This is a genomic window from Thiomicrospira pelophila DSM 1534, from assembly GCF_000711195.1.
GTDB lineage: Bacteria > Pseudomonadota > Gammaproteobacteria > Thiomicrospirales > Thiomicrospiraceae > Thiomicrospira > Thiomicrospira pelophila.
Genome location: NZ_JOMR01000001.1, coordinates 1,400,368 through 1,420,443, shown reverse-complemented (window position 1 = coordinate 1,420,443; position 20,076 = coordinate 1,400,368). Strand labels below are relative to the sequence as shown.

The window sequence follows — 20,076 nt, the reverse complement described above, 5'->3', positions numbered from 1 at the left end:
TTGTACAGAATGAGCAATGAATTTTGAATTTGGGGTTTTAGATGTTGAATACTAAGTTTTCGCCTTGGCCGTCGTTTACTGTTGAGGAAGCGGATGCGGTGCGAGATGTGCTGTTGTCGAATAGAGTGAATTATTGGACGGGGCAAGAATGCCGTAAATTTGAGAAAGAGTTTGCGGGTTGGTGCGGCTCCGAGTATGCGGTGGCGTTGGCGAATGGTACCTTGGCATTGGATGTTGCGTTAAAAGCCTTGGGGATCGGCGTCGGCGATGAGGTGATTGTGACTTCGCGCACCTTTCTGGCGTCTGTATCGAGTATTGTGAACGCGGGCGCGACGCCGGTGTTTGCGGATGTGTCGAGTGATTCGCAGAATATTACACCGGAATCGGTGCGGGCGGTGTTGTCGCCGAGGACTAAGGCGATACTGTGTGTTCATTTGGCGGGTTGGCCTTGTGAGATGGACGGCATGATGGCGCTGGCAGATGAGTTTGGGCTTTATGTAATTGAGGATTGTGCGCAGGCGCATGGTGCGAAGTATAAGGGCAAGCCGGTGGGTTCGATTGGGCATATTGGTGCGTGGAGCTTTTGCCAAGATAAGATTATGACCACTGGTGGTGAAGGCGGGATGGTGACGACCAATGACCGTGAGTTGTGGTCGAAAATGTGGTCGTATAAGGATCATGGTAAGTCTTGGGAAGCAGTGTATGAGCGCGAGCATCCGCCGGGGTTTCGTTGGCTGCATGATTCGTTTGGTACGAATTGGCGCATGATGGAAATGCAGGCGTTAATTGGCCACATTCAGTTAAAACGCATGGCGGATTGGACGGCCAAGCGCGTGGCGAATGCGCAGCGGATTTGGGATGTGTGTCGCCAACATCCAAGCCTGCGTGTACCGGATGTGCCAGACTATATCGACCACGCGGCCTATAAGTGTTATGTGTTTGTTGAGCCAGCAAAGCTTAAGTCTGGCTGGGATCGTGATCGGATTATGGCGGAAATTAATGCGTTAGGCGTGCCGTGTTTTTCGGGTTCTTGTTCTGAGGTGTATTTGGAAAAGGCATTTGACGATACAGGTTTTAGGCCTGCTGAGCGTTTAACCGTGGCAAAAGAGTTGGGTGAAACATCGTTGATGTTTTTAGTGCATCCGACTTTGACCGAAGCAGAGATCGATTTGACTTGTAAGGTGATAGAACAAGTAATGGCAAAGGCTCAGATTTAGCACCAGGCCTGGTGGTATAATTGCTTGCGATTCATTTTGAATACAAGAAGCATTAGAGAAAAGAATTTATGAGGATTGTTCGTCAATTGGTTGATTTGCCGCGTTGGGCTAAGCGCACGGTTTCTGTTTCGTTGGATGTCGTGGGGCTTTTATTTGTCGCGGTGTTGGCGATTTGGTTGCGGTTGGGTGATACGGTTTTTCCGTTAACGACTTACGCGCCAGCTATTTTATTGCTGCCATTGCTTGCCGTGCCGGTATTTATTAATCAAGGTTTGTACCGTGCCGTGATTCGTTATATTGGGTCGCGATTTGCTTTTACGGTGTTTGTGTCGGTTTCAGTCGTGTTTGCGGTTTGGGCGGCGGCGATCTTTATGTTGGATCTTAAATATCCACGTTCGTCGATTGTGATTAGCTGGTTGTTGGCCTTGTTGTTTATTGCGGTGACGCGGATGAGTATGCGCTGGCTGTTAACCCAGGGTGTAAAAAGCTCGTTTGGTCGCAAACGAGTGGTGATTTTTGGTGCGGGCTCGTCTGGCCAACAGTTGTTAAACGCGATTGTGCGCATTCCGGGTTTAAAGGTGATAGGTTTTATCGATGATGATAAGGCCTTAAAAAAACATGTTATTGGCTCGGTTAAGGTTTATGGCCGCGCGGATTTGCAGCGTTTGATTAATGACTATGATGTGTCGGAAGTGTTTTTGGCGATTCCGTCTTTACGTGCTTCACGTCGTAAGGCCATTTTGGAATGGTTGGAACCGTATGCGGTGAAGGTGTCTACCTTGCCAGGCATGGACGAGATAGTCGCAGGCAAGGTCAGTTTTTCGGATATTCGCGAAGTTGAAATTGAAGATTTGTTGGGGCGCGATTGTGTGCAGCCGGTTCAAGCCTTGTTAGATCGTTGTATTAAAGACCAAGTGGTGATGGTGACGGGTGCGGGCGGTTCGATTGGCTCGGAGTTATGTCGTCAGATTTTAAAGCAACAGCCGAAAGAGTTGATCTTGTTTGAGGTCAGCGAAATTGCGCTTTATAACATTGAACATGAATTACGTTGTTATCCTGAGTGGCGAGATAGTTATCTAACACCGATTTTAGGCAGTGTGTTGGATGAACGTAAGTTGACGCGAGTGTTTGTGACGCGTGGGGTCGATACGGTGTATCACGCCGCGGCTTATAAGCATGTGCCGATTGTGGAGCACAATATTCAAGAAGGCATTTATAACAATGCGTTTGGTACCCATGTTTGCGCGAAAGCCGCGGCGGAAAATGGGGTGCGTAATTTTGTGTTGATTTCGACTGATAAGGCCGTACGCCCGACTAATTTTATGGGCGCAAGCAAGCGTTTAGCGGAGCTGGCGTTGCAAGCTTTACAGGTTGAATATGCTAAAACCCGTTTTTTAATGGTGCGGTTTGGCAATGTGTTGGGCTCTTCTGGGTCGGTGATTCCCTTGTTCAGAAAGCAGATTGCTGAAGGGGGGCCAGTAACTGTTACCCATAAAGATATAACTCGTTATTTTATGACGATCCCCGAGGCGGCATCTTTGGTGATTCAGGCGGGCTCTATGGGCGTAGGTGGTGATGTGTTTGTGTTGGATATGGGTGATCCAGTTAAAATCGACCAGTTAGCACGCCGCGTGATTAAGTTGTCTGGTTTGGACGTAATAGATGAGCAGGGTAACGGCGATATTGAGATTCAATATACCGGCCTGCGCCCAGGCGAAAAATTGTATGAAGAATTGCTAATTGGTGAAAACGTCGATGGCACCGACCATCCACGCATTATGAAAGCCCACGACGACTTTATCCCTTATACGCAATTAACCGAAGCCTATATTGAGCTGGAAGCCAAATTGGAAAGCTATGATTATGATGCGGTGTTAGTGTTGTTAAAACAGCTAGTACACGGCTTTAACCATACATCGGGTATTGTAGATTACTTGTATGCACAAGAAAAATCTGGCACTGAATCTTTAATAAAGCTGGTTAAATAAAAACGAGTTCAGGACGAGGTTTTATGCAGTTTGTTGAGCAAGCCATAAAAGGCCTTTTTTTGATTAAGCCGCGCTTGTTTAAAGACGAGCGCGGTTTTTTTATGGAAACGTTTCGGGAAGAGGCCCTGAATAAGGCCTTGGGTTATGACGTGCATTTTGTGCAGGAAAACGAATCGGGGTCCGATTTTGGTGTGTTGCGGGGTTTGCACTATCAGCAAGGCGCGTTTGCGCAGGCGAAGCTGATTCGGGTGTTGCAAGGTCGAGTTTTAGATGTGGCGGTGGATTTGCGCCAGGGTGGTAAAACGTTTGGGCAACATTTAGCGATTGAATTGACAGCCGAGGCCGGTGAGCAGATGTTTATACCGAAGGGTTTTGCACATGGCTTTGTGGTGTTAAGTGAGTTTGCGCGGGTGAGTTATAAAGTGGATGCTTATTATGCGCCAGAACGTGAAGCAGGCGTGCGCTTTGATGACCCCGATTTGTCAATTGATTGGCGTTTACCAGTGGAGCAACTGATTGTGTCCAAGCGAGATTTAGACTTTCCCGTTTTATCAGACTTGGATCGGTCTGAATGAAAATCTTGATTTTAGGAGCGAATGGCCAGCTGGGGCAATGTTTTAAGCAGGTGTCGGTTGGTTTTCCTGAATTCGAGATTCAAGCTTTTGGCCGAGAACTGGATATTACACAACCAGGCCTGGTGGCGGAAGTGTTGCTCGCTTCGTCGTATGATGTCGTGATTAATTGTGCGGCTTGTAATCAGGTGGATTTAGCCGAAGTCGAGGCGGATAAAGCAGAAGCCGTTAACCATATAGCGGTTGAACTCTTAGCTAAACTAGTAAAGCAACAGGGCGGGTTTCTGGTGCATTTTTCGAGCGATTATGTGTTCAATGGTTTGAACCCGCGGCCTTATATTGAAACTGATCTAACTTTCCCTCTAAATGTTTATGGACAAACTAAATTAGCGGGTGAGCAAGCGTTGTTTGCCGTTAATCCACCAGGCCTGGTGATTAGAACATCTTGGTTATTTTCGCCTTATGGCTCCAACTTTTTAACTCGCATGCGCCAGCTCGGTGCCATGCGCTCGTCTATACAAGTCGTAAACGATCAAATCGGCTCACCGACTTCGGCATTAGATTTAGCCCAAGCGGTATTTGAAATTCTGCAGTTTCGCCAAACAGCACTAGATAAAAACTCAAACAACCAGGCCTGGTGGTCGACACAAATTCGCCACTTTGCCAACCAAGGCCAAGCCAGTTGGGCGGAATTGGCGACGGAGATTATGAGGTTAAGTGGGTTGGATTGTGAAGTACTTCCGGTTTCAAGTGCTGACTATGGCGCGAAAGCATTGCGCCCTGCGTATTCGGTTTTGGATGCCACACAAATCCAGGCCTGGTTGCCTGCACCAATTCGACCTTGGAGGGAAGCTTTGGTGGATTCCGTAGGAGCGTCGTCTGCAGGAGTGTCTTCAATTCGGTTATGATAGATAAAAATTTCAATTGGATAATGTTATGAGCGCGCAACAGCAAGAACCGATTTGGACACAGAAGTACACGGAGTTTTTAAATGATTCGCCTGCTCGCCCAGCGCGGATTGTGTATCAGCGAGATCGGGCGCGGGTGATTCACTCGGCGTCATTCCGCCGTTTGCAGTCTAAAACCCAGATTTTCGGGTTACATGAGTCGGATTTTTATCGCACGCGTTTGACTCATTCGATGGAAGTGGCGCAAATTGGTTCGGGTATTGTCGAGCAGTTAATTACCGATGGTGAAGGTCAGGCGTATATGGATTGGTTGCCGTCGTTTTATTTGATTGAAGCGATTTGTTTGGCGCATGATTTAGGTCATCCGCCGTTTGGACATGGTGGAGAAGTGGCGTTGAATTATATGATGCGTCATCACGGTGGCTTCGAGGGCAATGCGCAAACCTTGCGTATCTTAGCGAAGTTGGGTGAATATACGCCCGCGAATGGGGTAGATTTATCGCGTCGCGCGACCTTGGGTGTATTGAAGTATCCGGCGATTTATGAGGATGTGGTGAGTGTTAATGCGGCTTATCAGCAGCTTTTATCTGAGCCGGAAGTGACTGATTTTAAGACGTGGAATATGCGTGCTTGGCATCCGCCAAAAAGCTTATATCAGGAAGAAGAAGCGGTGTTTAATTGGGTGTTAAGCCCGTTCAGTTTGGCCGATCGTCAGCGTTTCACTCAGTTGACTCCAAGCGAGACTGGGCATGCGAGAACACAATATAAATCCTTAGATACCACGATTATGGAGCTGGCGGATGACATTGCTTATGGCATTCATGATTTGGAAGATGCGGTGGCGATGAAAATGGTATCGCGTGAACTTTGGCAAGCTGAGGTCATGGAAAACCCAGCCTTTACCGAAAATGCGTTGTGGGATGATGTGATGACCGAACGTTTATTCAGTGGCAGCTCAAAGTCGCGTAAGCATGCCGTCAGTAAGATGGTCGGGATTATGGTGGAACATGTGTATATTGCTGAACAAGACGAGTTTGAGCATCCTTTATTGCGCTACCAGGCCTGCTTGCCGGAAGCTCAGGCTCGTGTATTGGATCTGTTAAAACGTTTTGTATTTAAAAACGTCATTACCATCCCAGAAGTGAAAGGCATGGAATACAAAGGTCAATTGATTGTGATGGATTTGTTTAAAGCGTTAGAAGCCAATGGGGACCGCTTATTGCCAAGTAATACGGTACGCAAGGTCAATGAAGCTAAAACAGAACGTGAACGTAAGCGTGTGATTTCCGATTATATTTCTGGCATGACCAACACTTATGCGTCGCGCATGTATGAGAAGTTCTTTATGCCGATGAGTGGTTCTATTTTTGATCGTTTGTGATAGATTTGCCTGAACGGCCTTTCCGTTAAAAGCCCGATTTGTTTCGGGCTTTTTTATAGATCTTTTAACAGGGTAGTGAGTGATCTAAATTGCCCAAAGAGCCTTCTTTTAGATTTAAAACTATTAGCTTGGGTGAGTTATGAGTCTTCTATGTATTCACTAGAGTCTATGGAATCTATCCCATTTTTCAATTTTACATGCCTAGACACATGCCCTAGTATTCTAGTCGGGATTTGTTTGGTGGATTTGTGTGCCAGCATTTATTGTCTTCCGACAGATTGACTTAGGAGAAAAGTATGAGCGTACAGACGATTGCTGTACTCATGGCGAGCTTGGTTCCGGTGAGTTTTTTCTTGGCGGCTTTAGCCAATGAAAAACAAGCACGCTGGAAACTGGCTGAGCGTTTGAGTTTAATGGGCCTGCTGGTTGCGGTAGTGTTAAGCATTGGCGTGGTATCGGGTTGGTTTAGTATTAGCGAGTATCACCATTGGATTGGTACGTCGCTCGCCAGCTTGGTGATGTTGGGCTTAGTCAGTTTAATTGCCTTTATCAATATTCGTTTTTCCAGTGCTTATATGGCGGGTAATGTTGAGGAAGAGAAACGTTATCTGCGCTGGTTATTGATTACACTTGGCAGTGTTGCGACCGTTGTGATTAGTAATCACATGATTATTTTTATGCTGGCGTGGGTTGCGATTAGTTTAAGTTTGCATCGTCTGTTGTTGTTTTTTCCACATCGCCAACGTGCCGTGCTAGCGGCTTATAAAAAAGCGATTTTTGCGCGCGCGGCGGAAGTATTCTTATTTGCCGCCATGTTGTTGCTGTTTCTACAGCACGACACTTGGTTTATCAGTGAAATTTATCAAAACATATCCCAAGCCAATGAGCTCAGCACACTAGATCAGGTAGCCGCGGTCTTTATTGCGTTGGCGGCCTTAATTAAATGTGCGCAGTTGCCTTTGCATGGCTGGTTGATTCAGGTGGTTGAAGCCCCGACACCGGTTTCGGCTTTGTTGCACGCCGGTATTATCAATTTAGGCGGTTATTTGCTGATTGCTTTTGCGCCACTCATTATGTTGTCGGATGCCGCGCAGTGGTTGTTGCTGGTGGTTGGTGGTCTCACAACCGTATTGGCGGCCTTAGTGATGATGACGCGTGCGACGGTTAAAGTTCGGTTGGCGTGGTCAACCATGTCGCAAATGGGTTTAATGATGGTGGAGTGCGCTCTCGGATTATTTGAATTGGCTTTATTGCATCTTGTGGCTCACTCTTTCTACAAAGCATACGCGTTTTTAAACTCAGGGTCTGAGGTTGAAACAAGCATGAAACGTCGTATGGCGCCTTCGAAATCTCCAACGCTTATTGATTGGACATTGGCCACCGTGTTTTCAGCCGGCTTGGTGTTCGGGTTAGTTTGGTTGGCGGATATCGAAGGGCCTTATAGTCCGTGGTTGTTGTTTGCGCTGGCGCTGATTCTGTTGATCGCTGAACGTCATGGGCGTTTAAGCGCGAGCTCCTTGTTATCCATGGTGGGATTAGGTGCGGTATTGCTAGCGGTTTATACGTTACAAAAGGCCGGAGCGGGTTTTATTGTGCCTGGCATGCCAGCCAGCGTAGGTTGGCTGGGAGATGCTTGGATCGCTTTGTTGTTTGGCCTGTTTATGCTGGTTTATATTTTGTTGCGTTATCACACAGAACGCCCGGCTTTACAAAAGATTCGCCGTGCTTTCTATGCCGGGTTTTATTTAGATGAACTGGTTACACGTTTAAATCTGCGTATTTATCCGACACGTTTACCGGTTCGCCAGAAGCCTAAAAAACTTCAAGTCGCGAAAGAGGAGTTTTTACAATGACCACCCAATTTTCTCCAAATCAGAACTCAACGGATTCGGTTTTGGCTTTAACTTCCGCGCAACAAGAAGCCTTACGTGATGCTTGTGGGCGTATTGCCCCGACCTGGCCGTTAGATGAGTTGATTGCGGTTAACCCTTGGTGGGAAATGCGTGACCAGCCTATTGAGGCGGTTTCAGCAAAGTTGAGCGCGCTGAGCCAGGTGCATTGTGTGATGCCAAAATCATACTTTCAAGAAGTTTGGATGGAAAGCCTGAAGCCTGAGCATTTAGAGCGAGCGATTGCCGAAAGTGGACAGGACTGTTCGGTTGAGTTATTAGTGAAATACTTGCTTGAAGACGATGAATATACACATTGGCACAATGTGAGTGACTTTGTCGATAGTGGGCCAAATCGCAAGTACAAAATGGCATGGCGCGACGAAATTACCCATCAAATCAGTCAGTTTTGTGCGGACTTTTTCCGCCATAAAGATTACAAAGATTCCTATGCTAATACTTATAGCGGTTTGTATAGCGAATGGTTGGCGACCACGCGCCAGGATAAAGGCATTGAGATTTTAATGGTGGAGGACGGGTTAACCGAAAAGTTTTTAGACTTGCCCGAAACCAGCGAAGCTTTGTTAGCTCAAGCTTTTAGCGAGTTGCATGTAAAGGAGTCCAACTTAGCCGATTACGCTCATGCTTTATTGTTGGATGTGAACGGTTGGGCTTCATGGGTGGCGTATTTAAATTGGCAAGACGGGCTTGATGGCAAAGAAAATCGTTTAATGTTGGATTTCTTAGCGATTCGTGTGGCTTGGGAATGGGTGTTATGGCGTCATCAAAAAGATAATGATCGCGGTGTGTTTAATGAGCTCAAAGTGCTGTGGGCGCATCAAATGAATATCTTACCCAGATTGATTGAAACCCATCAGGCCGCACAAGCCAAAGCCTGGCTTTGGCAAAGAGCGGCTGAAATGGCTTATCAAGAAAGTTTGTTTCAACAGTTAGCCAGTGTAGAACAAGCGCAGCGTTCGGCTGATCAACCTCGTTTACAAGCGGCGTTTTGCATTGATGTGCGTTCAGAAGTAATGCGTCGTGCGCTTGAAGCCCAAAGTTCAGATATCGAAACCTTTGGCTTTGCCGGTTTTTTTGGGTTGCCGATTGAGTATCACCCAGTGGGTGCAGACTTGAGTCGTCCTCAACTACCAGGCCTGCTTAAAGCGTCGATTAAAGTTCGCCCAATGGTTGATGACCTGAAGGTTAAATCGATCCAAGATAAGCTTAATTTTAAAGCGCGTTGGAGTGAATGGAGTTATGCGCCACCCGCGGCTTTCAGCATGGTGGAATCAACCGGCTTGCTTTATGCTTTTAAAATGTTACGAAACTCGCTGTTTCCAGCTGATCATCAGCATCCGGTGAATAATTTACCTGCGACGGATGCTTATGAGATGACCGAGTCAGGCGAGGCCTTAACACTCGAGCAGAAGGTGAATTTAGCCGCCGGCATTTTGCATGCGATGGGGCTGGATAAAAATCTAGCACAAACCGTTTTGCTAGTTGGGCATGGCAGTAGTAGTTGTAATAACCCACACGCGGCCGGATTGGATTGTGGTGCTTGTGGTGGCCAAACCGGTGAAATAAATGTGCGCGTACTGTCTTACTTGTTAAATCAGCCAGAAGTTCGAGCAGGCCTGGTGGATAAAGGTATTCGAATCCCTGATAACACGCAGTTTGTCGCGGCTATGCATAATACGACAACGGATGAGTTTACTTGTTGGGGGTTGGTGGATGCGGAAAACACGATTCAACACTGGTTGTCACGTGCGGGTGAATTAGCGCGTCAGGAGCGTGCTGTACGTTTAGGTGTGGATAGTGCGGATAAACGTTTAATGCATCAAACAATCAAACGTCGTGCTAAAGACTGGTCTCAAGTTCGTCCAGAATGGGGCTTGTCCAATAACGCGTCTTTTATTGTCGCGCCACGTTATCGTACAAAAGGTTTGGACCTTAATGGGCGAGCCTTTTTGCATGATTATGATTGGCAAGAAGATGAAGATCGTTCCTTGCTAACTTTGATTATGACCGCGCCTATGGTCGTAACCAATTGGATTAACCTGCAATATTATGCCTCGGTATGTGATAACTATATCTATGGCAGTGGCAATAAAGTTCTTCACAATGTGGTGGATGGGTGCATCGGTGTGTTTGAAGGCAACGGCGGCGATTTGCGGATTGGTTTGCCCATGCAGTCTTTACATAATGGCAATCAATGGATGCATGAACCCTTGCGTTTGAGTGTATTTATTGATGCGCCGCGAGAAGCGATTGAACAGGTGTCACAGCAACATGAAGTGGTGCGTCAACTGATTGATAATCAATGGTTATATTGCTTCCGGTGGGATCGAAATGGCGATATTGAGCGTTACTCTAATAATCAATGGGTCAAAGCGAGTGGTGGTGAATAACCGCGATTGATTTGACACCAGTTTCAGTTTTGCTTAATAGTCACTAAACAAGTTTTAGTTGGCTATTGAGTCATATTGAACCGATGTTTAGATATAAAAAAACCGCTTGTTAGCGGTTTTTTTATTGGTTTGGTGGAGCTGGGCGGGGTCGAACCGCCGTCCGGAAAGCCTCCATCCAAGAGTCTACATGCTTATTCAGTCTATTAATTTAATCTTAACGTTTCCCGACTGTCAGGGAGCACGCAAGACGAGTTTGTCCTGTTTAGTATTTACCTACCCAAACACGCGGTAAATACGATTCCGTGTAAGTCGATACGGCGTCAGGCGCCACGAACAACTGCCCTGAGCCGCACCAGCGGGATTAAGCCGCTAGAGCGTAGTTATCGTCGTTTGCAACTATAACAATTTGAACTAAGATTTACGTGCATCATTCAGGCACGACATGCATCTTAAACTTCGATCTCCCCGTCGAAACCAATGCAGCCCCGATATTCGGTGAGTTTGTCTATTATAGAGATAAAGTTTTTATTTTAAAGGGGAAGCGGGATTTAATTTTTAAAGTTGTATTCTGGTTGGGAGATCTTTCGCTACGCTCAAGATGACAGAAGAGCGGGATGGGTTGAGAAACAGGGTTTAGGATTGCAATACACCCGTGTCATCCTGAGCAAAGCGAAGGATCTCTTGAGGTTTTGCACAGTCGGTAGGAGATCCTTCGCTATGCTCAGGATGACAGGATAGGGTTTAGGGTGACCGTGTGGAACTAACGATTGGTTTTTAGAATGCGATGTTTATCGCGGTTCCAATCGCGTTCTTTTTGGGTCGCGCGTTTATCGTGCAATTTTTTACCCTTAGCTAAACCAATTTCGGCTTTGACTTTGCCTTTGCTCCAATGCAGGTTTAGCACCACTACGGTGTAACCTTTTTGATCGACTTGGCCCATTAAACGATCAATTTCTCGGCGATGTAATAGTAACTTACGGGTGCGCATGGGATCGTGTTGGTCGTGGGTAGAGGCTGTGACTAAAGGCTGAATATGCGCGCCAAATAGCCAAGCTTCGTTGTCTTTGAGTAAAACATAGCTTTCATTGATACGACCTTTACCAGCGCGCAGGCTTTTAATTTCCCAGCCTTCAAGTGCCAGGCCTGCTTCGATTGTTTGTTCAATAAAATAGTCGAAGTTCGCTTTGCGGTTATCGGCGATACGGTTGCTGTGGTTTTGTTTTTTGGGTTTTTTTGCCATAATGTCGCGCATTATAACGGAATGAGTGGCATAACGGAATGCACTTGGGCAACTCGATTAATTAAAGGGAACTCTTTAACATGAAAAAAATTAGCCGCACGGCTTTGTTAAATTATTCAGCACGTCAGATGTATGATGTAGTGAATAATGTGTCGGCGTACCCTGAGTTTTTGCCTTGGTGTGGCGGTGTGCAGGTTTTGAGCCAGTCGGAGCACGATTTAGAAGCCAGTATCTTGATCGAAAAACTGGGCGTTCGCAAAGCTTTTAGTACACACAATCATATGGAGCCGGGTCAGCGCATTGAGATGCGTTTAAAGGACGGGCCGTTTTCACACTTAGAAGGTGAGTGGGAATTTAAGGCGTTGGATGAATCGGCTTGCAAGGTGGTGTTTGACATTGAGTTTGAGGTTAGCAGTGGTCTGGTAAATTTGGCACTGGGTAAACTCTTTGAGCAAATCGCTAATACGATGGTGGATAGTTTTATTAGTCGGGCGAATCAGTTATACGGTGAACAAACATGAGTGATGCAGAATTAATTAATGTTGAAGTGGCTTATGCCTTGCCGACCCAGCAATATTTATTTGCTTTGCAAGTACCAAAAGGTACCACGGCGGAACAAGCGATTGATTTGTCGCCTTTGTTAAAAGAGCAACCGGATGTGGTGATAGAGCAGGTTGGCATTTTCAGTCGGCCTGTGCCGAAAGACACGCTATTACGAGAAGGGGATCGAGTTGAGGTTTATCGCCCGTTAAAAGCGGACCCGCGCGAACGACGTCGTAAAGAGGTGGAAACGCAACGTGCACGATCAAACTAGGAACGTTATTCTTAGTTAAGTTGTTTCCACTCGGTTAGATAACCGTCTTGATCAAACGTAATGACAATATGCTTAACCGCATGAGCATGAAGTTGGTCGTCTGTACTATTGTAAATGTATTCCCAATGATTGGCTTTAAATGGGTTGGCACCATAGTTAGGGCCGAGCAGCTGGCGAACTTGGTCTTTATGCAGGCCTGGTTGCAAGTCTTCTAGCATTTGTTCGGTTATGACTACGCCTTGGGTTACCGGCGCTTTATAAGGTTTGACGCCGCCACAGCCTAACAGTAGCAAGCTGCTGATTAGAACAAGAATGGTGTGTTTAGCAAAGGATAAGGTCATAGTTTTATGTCTAAATTATTTGTGAGTGAAAGCGCTTTGGGCCATTTCTAATGAAATAAACGGTTCGCGTGTAACTTTTGGTCGCGCAGCGGCCAGATTTTCGTTTATTATAACGAGCAAAGCACACGAGTGTAATGGATTGTATAAGAAGAATAATGAAATGGAGTTTTTATGAGCGGCGTGGAGTTGAAAAAAGTCGGTTTGAAAGTAACCTTGCCACGATTGAAGATTTTAGAAATTTTAGAAAAAGCGGGCGACCAGCATCACTTAACAGCCGAAGATGTCTATAAAGTCTTGCTAGAGCAGGGTGAAGAAGTTGGGTTAGCCACGGTTTATCGCGTTTTGACGCAGTTCGAGCAAGCTGGAATTGTGCGCCGTTTAAACTTTGAAAACAATATTTCTATTTTTGAGCTAGATACCGGTGATAACCACGATCATTTGGTTTGTTTAAAAACAGGCCATGTTAAAGAATTTGTTGACCCGGTGATTGAAGAGCGTATTCGTGAAATCGCTAGAGAAAATGGTTATAACTTGTCTGGTCACAACTTGGTGATCTACGGTACGTTGAAAAAAGAAGAGTAAGGTAGCAGCTTTTTTAAAGGCTTATTAGAAAGGCGTGAGATAAATGATTTATCTCACGCCTTTTTTGTTTGTTTTAATATCGTGCGCGCGTTAAGTACGTTTCGATTGTGCACGTTCGAGCATTTCTTGGGCATGCTTGAGGGTTTGCTCAGTGATTTCCAAACCGCCCACCATGCGTGCGATTTCTTCAACCCGGGCTTGTGGGTCAAGCGGTGTCACTTGCGTTAGGGTTTTGCCTTTGGTGGTTTGTTTGCTGACATTTAAATGTTGGTTGCCATAAGCGGCTACCTGGCCTAAATGCGTGATGGATAAGACCTGACGGTGCTGGCCTAATTGTTGCATTTTTTGTCCGACTACTTCGGCAATGCCACCGCCAATCCCCACATCGACTTCGTCAAAGATCAAGGTCGGAATTTGCGCGACCTCTGCACTCGCGACTTGAATTGCTAAACTAATACGCGACAGCTCGCCACCGGAGGCCACTTTAGCTAGAGGTTTGGCGGGTTGGCCTGGGTTCGCGCTGACTAAAAATTCAATTTTATCTAGTCCTTGCGCACTAGGTTTGTCGAGTGGCGTAAGATCTATTTTGAATTCACCTTTTTCCATACCCAATGTTTGCATGCTGCTGCTCACGGTTTGGCTAAGTTTTTTGGCGCTGGTTTTACGTTGTTTGCTTAGAGCTTGCGCGGCTTTTTCATAGTCTAACCAGGCCTGGTCGATTTGAAGTTTTAACTCATCTAATGAGCCACCATCCATATTTAGGTTTTCAAATTCTTGTTGCAGCTGTTGGTGTTTGTTGGTTAGATCTTCCGGGCTCAGATGGTATTTTTTCGCGAGTGCATAGAGTGAACTTAGGCGTTCATCCAGTGAGTTTAAACGTTCTGGGTCCAGTTCGACCGATTCGGCAAAGTGGTGAATGTCGTTGGCGGCTTCTTGCAGATCAATTAGTGTGCTTTGCAGTTGTGACAGTTGTGCGTTTAAAGCTGGAGTATATTCACTTAGTTGTTCCAATTGCGCCATCGCTTCGCTTACCAAATGGGTGGCACCCACTTCTCCGTCTAAGGCTTCGTAGCTTAAAAGTCCGTTACGTTTTATTTCACTCGCATGCGCTAGCGTGCTTTGTTCATCAGACAGGGCTTCAAATTCACCGGTTTGAGGGCTGAGTTTGTTGAATTCATTAAGTTGAAATTCAATCAATTCAAGTTTGCTTTGGTGTTCGGCTTGGTTGGCTTGTAGATCATCATAGCGATGCTTAAGTTTTTGCCAGTGTTTAAAGGCTTGTTTAACTTGTTCGAGCTGGCTTTGGTGATGGCCATAGGTATCTACTAAGTTCTGTTGATTACTGTTGGTTAGGAGTGATTGGTGTTCATGTTGACCGTGAATGTCAACCAATAGGTCACCGAGTGATTTTAAGCTGCTGGCGGGTACCGGGCGCCCGTTTATGTAGGCCTTAGAGCGGCCATCGGCATTCACAATGCGGCGCAATAAACACAGATCCTCGTCATCCAAGGCTTGTTCTTGTAACCAGGCCTGCACTTGTGGCAATAACTCAATATCAAACTGTGCGCTGACTTCGGCACGTTCTTCGCCATGACGTACTAGGCTGGAATCAGCGCGTTCGCCCAATACCAAACCTAAACCATCTAATAAGATAGATTTACCCGCACCAGTTTCACCGGTCAGACTGGTAAAGCCTTGAGTAAGATTGAGTTGTAAACGTTCAATTAAAGCGAGGTTTTGAATATGGATTTCTTGTAGCATAATAAATTCAGTGGTATCCGTGTTTAAAGTTTTTCGCCCCAGTGGAGTTTGGCGCGTAACAATTGAAAGTAGTCGTGACCACAAGGGTGAATCAGTTTAATAAAGTGTGGGTGTCGAATCACGCGTGTGCGATGTTTTGCGTTGATCTCAAAGGTGATTTGACCATCACAAGTAATGCGCGCGACGCCGTTGCAGTTTTCGTGAGCGCGTAATTCAATTTCGCTGTCGCCATCGACCACAAAGGGGCGGTTGCTCATCGTGTGCGGGTTAATTGATACTAGACTGATGACATTCAGGCTCGGATCTACAATTGGACCACCAGCGGATAGAGCGTAAGCGGTGGAGCCGGTTGGGGTGGCGATAATCATACCGTCAGATCGCTGACTCTTTAAAAACCGACCGTTGATAAAGGTCTCAAATTCGATCATTTTCGGGGTGTCTGGCTTGTGAATCACCACGTCATTAAAGGCGAGGTGTTTAAACACTAAGTGATCATGTTCGTAGATTTCCACATGCAAAAGGTTGCGTTCTTCGCAGTCATACGTGCCGTTTAACACGTCTTCCATAGTAGCCAGCATGGTTTGAGGCGAAACATCCGCTAAGAAACCAAGCCGCCCTAAGTTGACACCTAGGATTGGAATTTGTTGGTCCACCACATAGCGTGCGACATCTAAAAATGTACCATCTCCGCCGACGACAATCGCAATGTCAATTTCGCCTTGCATACTTTCGCGGTTCATTAAGCTGACGCCATAGCGCTCGATCGGGAAATCTTTGCATGAGGTTTCATCTAGGTAAACAGTTAGGTGTTTATCTAGAAAAAATGTAATCAGCTTGTCAATGCTTTTCCATGATTGAAAACCGCTATATTTGCCGAAAATACCAATTCGTTTAAACATTTGCCTGCCTTTTTAACGGAGTATTCTTGGATTATACCTGAAAACTTTTGTAGCCGATTAGCCCAGCGGTCGGAATTATTTGTATGAAATATCCTAGTCAAGGGTTGAAAATAAAAACCGGGTCACTATGTTTAGCTAAACCCATTTAATTAGACGTATGTTGGAGACAGTATGAGCGAGCAGAAACAAGCGCAAGATCCGCTTAAAGATCAAGGGAATTTGGATGCCGCATCTGAAAGTGAAGAGCTTGAACAGGCTGAGCAGACGGTCGAAAAAGATTTAGAACAACTGTTGGCTGAGGCGCGCAGTCAAGCGGATGAGCATTGGGATTCGCTATTGCGTATGCAAGCCGATATGGAAAACTTACGTCGCCGCACACGTATTGATGTCGAAAATGCACATAAATACGGCATTGAAAAATTGATTAATGCGCTAGTGCCGGTAGCTGATAGTTTAGAGTTGGGTCTAGAAGCGGCAAATAAATCAGAGGCCTCTTTAGATTCAATTCGTGAAGGCGTGAATATGACCTTTAAGCAACTATTAGATGTGTTGGCGGACTTTAATGTCGAGCGCATTGATCCGGCGGGTGAAAAATTTAATCCGCAGTTGCATGAAGCTATGACGATGGTGCCATCACCTGCGCATGAACCAAACACGGTAATGGAAGTGTTTCAGAAAGGTTATGCGTTAAACGAGCGTTTGATTCGCCCAGCTCGCGTGATTGTGAGCAAAGAATCTTAAGGTTATAGATTGTTTTAAACAGAATTTAATAAAAAAACTTTTAGCAAGTCCTTGAAATGTAGTTGTCAGGACTTATATAGCAAGCAAGATTAATAAAATTGGAGATGCAAACATGGCGAAAATTATTGGTATCGATTTAGGGACAACAAACTCTTGTGTAGCCGTAATGGAAGGCAAAGAAGTGAAAGTTATTCCTAACGCAGAAGGTGCACGTACTACTCCTTCAATCGTCGCTTATGCGGCTGATGGTGAAGTGTTGGTCGGTGATTCGGCTAAGCGTCAAGCGGTTACTAACCCAAAAAATACACTATTCGCAATTAAGCGTTTGATCGGGCGTCGTTTTGAAGACAAAGAAGTGAAAAAAGACATCGGTATGGTGCCTTACAAAATTATTGCGGCGGACAATGGTGATGCATGGGTAGATGTGGATGACAAAAAAATGTCACCACAAGAAGTCTCAGCACGTACGCTACAGAAAATGAAAAAGACCGCTGAAGATTATCTAGGTCACGAAGTCACCGAAGCGGTTATTACCGTGCCGGCTTACTTTAATGATGCGCAGCGTCAAGCGACTAAAGATGCGGGTAAGATTGCTGGCTTAGAAGTTAAACGTATCATCAACGAGCCGACTGCGGCGGCGTTAGCTTATGGTATGGATAAAGCCAAGGGCGATAGCAAAATTGCGGTTTACGACTTAGGTGGCGGCACCTTCGATATCTCAATTATTGAAGTGGCTGATCTAGATGGTGAGAAGCAGGTTGAGGTATTGTCAACCAACGGTGACACCTTCTTAGGTGGTGAAGACTTCGATAAGAAGATTATGGACTACTTGGTTGACGAATTTAAGAAAGACCAAGGTGTGGATCTAATGAATGATCCGTTGGCGTTACAGCGTCTACGTGAAGCGGCAGAGAAAGCGAAAATTGAATTGTCATCGCGTGAGCAAACTGACATCAACCTGCCTTACATTACAGCGGATGCATCAGGTCCTAAGCACTTAAACATTAAAATGACGCGTGCTAAGTTCGAATCATTAGTAGAAGACTTGGTTGCACGTTCAATCGAACCTTGTAAGATCGCGTTGAAAGATGCCGGTTTATCAGCATCAGAAGTAGACGACGTTATCTTGGTGGGTGGTTCAACTCGTGTGCCAATGGTACAAGCACGTGTTAAAGAGTTCTTTGGTAAAGAGCCACGTCGTGACGTAAACCCAGATGAAGCGGTAGCTATGGGTGCGGCGATTCAGGGTGGTGTTTTGTCTGGTGATGTAAAAGACGTATTGTTGTTAGACGTTACGCCTTTGTCACTGGGTATTGAAACCATGGGTGGCGTGATGACCAAATTGATTGAGAAAAACACCACGATCCCGACTCGTAAGTCGCAGGTGTTCTCAACCGCGGAAGACAATCAGACGGCCGTAACGATTCATGTATTGCAGGGCGAGCGTGAAATCTCATCAGGTAACAAGTCGTTAGGTCAGTTTAACTTGGAAGACATTCCACCAGCTCAGCGTGGTATGCCACAGATTGAAGTAACCTTTGATATCGATGCGAACGGTATTTTGAACGTATCAGCCAAAGATAAAGCGACCAATAAAGAGCAAACCATTACGATCAAGGCATCTTCAGGTTTATCTGAGGAAGAAGTTGAGCGTATGGTAAAAGATGCCGAAGCGCACGCGGAAGAAGATCGTCAAATGAAGGAGTTGGTTGAAGCTCGTAACCAAGCCGATGCGATGGTTCACGCAACACGTAAAGCCATGACCGATGCTGGTGATGATGTGGATGCGTCTGAAAAAGAAGCGATTGAAGCTGCGATTTCTAAGGTTGAAGAAGCGATTAAGTCGGACGACAAAGCCGGTATTGATGAAGCGGTACAAGCTCTAGCCGCGGCGAGTCAATCTATGACTGAGAAGATGATGGCCAAGCAACAGCAAGGCGCAGACGCTCAGCCGCAAGCTCAGAATGAGAAGGCGGATGACATCGTTGACGCTGAGTTTGAAGAAGTTGACGACAACAAGAAGTAAGGTTTTGATTTTTTAAAGCCTATATAATGCAACGGCTCTCTTCTGAGCCGTTGTTTTTTCTATCACGCAAGTGGTTTAGCTGAAACTTATTAGACGACATGATTCAGTCGTATTAGTGGTTTGAGCTAATTCACTTTTTAAAATATGTTATGGATCTATGAGCAAAAGAGACTTTTACGAAATATTGTCGGTTTCACGCACGGCCTCAGAAGCAGAAATCAAAAAAGCCTATCGTAAGTTGGCGATGAAATTTCATCCAGACCGCAATCCTGATGATCCTGAAGCGGATCACAAGTTTAAAGAAGCCACTGAAGCTTATGAAGTTTTAACGGATGATCAAAAACGAGCGGCTTACGACCAGTTTGGTCATGCCGGTGTGGATGGCTCGCAAGGCGGCGGTGGATTCGGCGGCGGTTTTGGTGATGCGTTTGGCGATATTTTCGGCGATATTTTCGGCGGTGGCCGACGTGGCCCGCGTCCGGGTGACGATTTGCAGTATGAGCTCGATATTACTTTGGAAGAAGCAATTTCTGGCACCGAAGTCGATATTCGCATTCCGCGTCAGCAAGATTGTGACGCCTGCGATGGTTCAGGGGCTGAGCCAGGCACGAGCGCAAATACTTGTCCGACCTGTCATGGCGAAGGTCAGGTACGCATTCAACAAGGTTTCTTTGCGGTGCAGCGTGCTTGTCCGACTTGTCATGGTCGCGGTAAGATCATTAAGTCGCCATGTAAGAAATGTCACGGCGATGGTCATGTCACGGTACACAAAACCTTGTCGGTAAAAATTCCGGCCGGGGTCGACTCAGGGGATCGTATCCGTCTGCAAGGCGAAGGTGGCATGGGCGAAGCTGGTGCACCACGCGGCAATTTATATGTGCGTATTCGTGTGAAGCGTCATGCCATTTTTCAGCGTGATGGTGATACCCTGTTTTGTGAGTTACCTTTATCCTTTGCAACCGCTGCTTTAGGTGGTGAGATAGAGGTGCCGACCTTAAATGGCAAGGCGCGCTTAAAAATTCCGGCGGGTACCCAGTCCGGTCAACGCTTTAAATTGGGTGGTAAAGGGGTTAAGTCGGTGCGTTCATCTCGTGTAGGGGATTTAATTTGCGAGGTGAATATTGAAACGCCCGTTAAATTGACCGATGATCAGAAAGATCTGCTAAAAGCTTTTGATGAAAGTTTAAAAGGTAAACCTGGCAAACACAGTCCAAAAGCGCATTCGTTTTTTGATTCGGTGAAGTCGTTTTTCACCTCTGATGACGATAACAAATCGAATAATAAAGAGCCCTGGAACTCTTAATTC

General features: G+C 45.9%; 17 protein-coding genes and 1 other RNA gene. 13 read left to right on the top strand and 5 right to left on the bottom strand.

What is annotated here, in order from left to right:
- The first annotated feature begins 41 nt into the window (after positions 1 to 41).
- The 7 genes from N746_RS0106805 (at position 42) to N746_RS0106775 (ending at position 10,366) form a co-directional block, all read left to right on the top strand.
- Positions 42 to 1,217, top strand: a complete 1,176-nt coding sequence (locus tag N746_RS0106805) for a DegT/DnrJ/EryC1/StrS family aminotransferase (RefSeq protein WP_029935138.1) — start codon at positions 42 to 44, stop codon at positions 1,215 to 1,217.
- A gap of 68 nt (positions 1,218 to 1,285) precedes the next feature.
- Positions 1,286 to 3,205, top strand: coding sequence for a polysaccharide biosynthesis protein (locus N746_RS0106800; RefSeq protein ID WP_029935135.1), 1,920 nt, complete (start codon positions 1,286 to 1,288; stop codon positions 3,203 to 3,205).
- A 23-nt stretch (positions 3,206 to 3,228) separates the two neighbouring features.
- Positions 3,229 to 3,780, top strand: coding sequence for a dTDP-4-dehydrorhamnose 3,5-epimerase (gene rfbC / locus N746_RS0106795; RefSeq protein ID WP_029935134.1), 552 nt, complete (start codon positions 3,229 to 3,231; stop codon positions 3,778 to 3,780).
- Positions 3,777 to 4,685 carry a dTDP-4-dehydrorhamnose reductase gene (rfbD, locus tag N746_RS0106790; RefSeq protein ID WP_029935132.1) on the top strand — a complete coding sequence of 303 codons (909 nt, stop codon included), beginning with the start codon at positions 3,777 to 3,779 and terminating at the stop codon, positions 4,683 to 4,685. Before rfbC ends, rfbD begins: the two co-directional genes overlap by 4 nt.
- Before the next feature lie 28 nt (positions 4,686 to 4,713).
- Positions 4,714 to 6,066 (top strand): anti-phage deoxyguanosine triphosphatase, encoded by a 1,353-nt coding sequence (locus N746_RS0106785; protein WP_029935131.1) that lies wholly within the window; start codon positions 4,714 to 4,716, stop codon positions 6,064 to 6,066.
- A 296-nt stretch (positions 6,067 to 6,362) separates the two neighbouring features.
- Positions 6,363 to 7,919: an NADH-quinone oxidoreductase subunit L gene (locus tag N746_RS0106780; RefSeq protein ID WP_029935129.1), complete on the top strand. Its 1,557-nt coding sequence runs from the start codon at positions 6,363 to 6,365 to the stop codon at positions 7,917 to 7,919.
- Positions 7,916 to 10,366, top strand: a complete 2,451-nt coding sequence (locus tag N746_RS0106775) for a YbcC family protein (protein WP_051678563.1) — start codon at positions 7,916 to 7,918, stop codon at positions 10,364 to 10,366. Before N746_RS0106780 ends, N746_RS0106775 begins: the two co-directional genes overlap by 4 nt.
- Before the next feature lie 130 nt (positions 10,367 to 10,496).
- Here the strand turns inward: N746_RS0106775 and ssrA are convergent.
- Both ssrA and smpB read right to left on the bottom strand, forming a co-directional pair.
- Positions 10,497 to 10,853: a transfer-messenger RNA gene (gene ssrA / locus N746_RS10775) on the bottom strand.
- Positions 10,854 to 11,126: 273 nt separating this feature from the next.
- A complete protein-coding gene (gene smpB / locus N746_RS0106770; RefSeq protein ID WP_029935124.1) occupies positions 11,127 to 11,606 on the bottom strand; it encodes an SsrA-binding protein SmpB in 480 nt (159 codons plus the stop codon).
- Positions 11,607 to 11,686: 80 nt separating this feature from the next.
- Between smpB and N746_RS0106765 the strand changes: the two genes are divergently transcribed.
- Together N746_RS0106765 and N746_RS0106760 are read left to right on the top strand one after the other, a co-directional pair.
- Positions 11,687 to 12,127, top strand: a complete 441-nt coding sequence (locus N746_RS0106765; RefSeq protein WP_029935122.1) for a type II toxin-antitoxin system RatA family toxin — start codon at positions 11,687 to 11,689, stop codon at positions 12,125 to 12,127.
- A complete protein-coding gene (locus N746_RS0106760; RefSeq protein WP_029935120.1) occupies positions 12,124 to 12,420 on the top strand; it encodes an RnfH family protein in 297 nt (98 codons plus the stop codon). The genes N746_RS0106765 and N746_RS0106760 overlap by 4 nt, the downstream gene beginning before the upstream one ends.
- 11 nt (positions 12,421 to 12,431) lie before the next feature.
- On the opposite strand, the gene N746_RS0106755 is transcribed toward N746_RS0106760, so the two are convergent.
- Entirely contained in the window at positions 12,432 to 12,761 is a 330-nt protein-coding gene (locus tag N746_RS0106755; RefSeq protein ID WP_029935119.1) for an outer membrane protein assembly factor BamE, read from the bottom strand.
- A gap of 171 nt (positions 12,762 to 12,932) precedes the next feature.
- Here N746_RS0106755 and fur point away from each other — a divergent pair, with 171 nt between their 5' ends.
- A complete protein-coding gene (fur, locus tag N746_RS0106745; RefSeq protein ID WP_029935117.1) occupies positions 12,933 to 13,343 on the top strand; it encodes a ferric iron uptake transcriptional regulator in 411 nt (136 codons plus the stop codon).
- 90 nt (positions 13,344 to 13,433) lie between these two features.
- On the opposite strand, the gene recN is transcribed toward fur, so the two are convergent.
- Positions 13,434 to 15,104, bottom strand: a complete 1,671-nt coding sequence (gene recN, locus N746_RS0106740; protein WP_029935114.1) for a DNA repair protein RecN — start codon at positions 15,102 to 15,104, stop codon at positions 13,434 to 13,436.
- A 23-nt stretch (positions 15,105 to 15,127) separates the two neighbouring features.
- The gene (locus N746_RS0106735; RefSeq protein WP_029935113.1) at positions 15,128 to 16,003 is read right to left on the bottom strand and encodes an NAD(+) kinase; all 876 of its coding nucleotides are present in this window, start codon (positions 16,001 to 16,003) and stop codon (positions 15,128 to 15,130) included.
- A 171-nt stretch (positions 16,004 to 16,174) separates the two neighbouring features.
- Here N746_RS0106735 and grpE point away from each other — a divergent pair, with 171 nt between their 5' ends.
- The 3 genes from grpE (at position 16,175) to dnaJ (ending at position 20,073) form a co-directional block, all read left to right on the top strand.
- Complete coding sequence (gene grpE / locus N746_RS0106730; RefSeq protein WP_029935111.1) at positions 16,175 to 16,744, top strand: nucleotide exchange factor GrpE; 570 nt, start codon at positions 16,175 to 16,177, stop codon at positions 16,742 to 16,744.
- Between the two features lie 112 nt (positions 16,745 to 16,856).
- Positions 16,857 to 18,770, top strand: a complete 1,914-nt coding sequence (gene dnaK, locus N746_RS0106725; RefSeq protein WP_029935110.1) for a molecular chaperone DnaK — start codon at positions 16,857 to 16,859, stop codon at positions 18,768 to 18,770.
- 157 nt (positions 18,771 to 18,927) lie between these two features.
- Positions 18,928 to 20,073 (top strand): molecular chaperone DnaJ, encoded by a 1,146-nt coding sequence (dnaJ, locus tag N746_RS0106720; protein ID WP_029935107.1) that lies wholly within the window; start codon positions 18,928 to 18,930, stop codon positions 20,071 to 20,073.
- The last annotated feature ends 3 nt before the right edge of the window (positions 20,074 to 20,076 follow it).

Coding starts and splice junctions, on each gene's coding strand:
- N746_RS0106805 (WP_029935138.1), top strand. CDS start 42: ATGTTGAATACTAAGTTTTCGCCTTGGCCGTCGTTTACTGTTGAGGAA.
- N746_RS0106800 (WP_029935135.1), top strand. CDS start 1,286: ATGAGGATTGTTCGTCAATTGGTTGATTTGCCGCGTTGGGCTAAGCGC.
- rfbC (WP_029935134.1), top strand. CDS start 3,229: ATGCAGTTTGTTGAGCAAGCCATAAAAGGCCTTTTTTTGATTAAGCCG.
- rfbD (WP_029935132.1), top strand. CDS start 3,777: ATGAAAATCTTGATTTTAGGAGCGAATGGCCAGCTGGGGCAATGTTTT.
- N746_RS0106785 (WP_029935131.1), top strand. CDS start 4,714: ATGAGCGCGCAACAGCAAGAACCGATTTGGACACAGAAGTACACGGAG.
- N746_RS0106780 (WP_029935129.1), top strand. CDS start 6,363: ATGAGCGTACAGACGATTGCTGTACTCATGGCGAGCTTGGTTCCGGTG.
- N746_RS0106775 (WP_051678563.1), top strand. CDS start 7,916: ATGACCACCCAATTTTCTCCAAATCAGAACTCAACGGATTCGGTTTTG.
- smpB (WP_029935124.1), bottom strand. CDS start 11,606: ATGGCAAAAAAACCCAAAAAACAAAACCACAGCAACCGTATCGCCGAT.
- N746_RS0106765 (WP_029935122.1), top strand. CDS start 11,687: ATGAAAAAAATTAGCCGCACGGCTTTGTTAAATTATTCAGCACGTCAG.
- N746_RS0106760 (WP_029935120.1), top strand. CDS start 12,124: ATGAGTGATGCAGAATTAATTAATGTTGAAGTGGCTTATGCCTTGCCG.
- N746_RS0106755 (WP_029935119.1), bottom strand. CDS start 12,761: ATGACCTTATCCTTTGCTAAACACACCATTCTTGTTCTAATCAGCAGC.
- fur (WP_029935117.1), top strand. CDS start 12,933: ATGAGCGGCGTGGAGTTGAAAAAAGTCGGTTTGAAAGTAACCTTGCCA.
- recN (WP_029935114.1), bottom strand. CDS start 15,104: ATGCTACAAGAAATCCATATTCAAAACCTCGCTTTAATTGAACGTTTA.
- N746_RS0106735 (WP_029935113.1), bottom strand. CDS start 16,003: ATGTTTAAACGAATTGGTATTTTCGGCAAATATAGCGGTTTTCAATCA.
- grpE (WP_029935111.1), top strand. CDS start 16,175: ATGAGCGAGCAGAAACAAGCGCAAGATCCGCTTAAAGATCAAGGGAAT.
- dnaK (WP_029935110.1), top strand. CDS start 16,857: ATGGCGAAAATTATTGGTATCGATTTAGGGACAACAAACTCTTGTGTA.
- dnaJ (WP_029935107.1), top strand. CDS start 18,928: ATGAGCAAAAGAGACTTTTACGAAATATTGTCGGTTTCACGCACGGCC.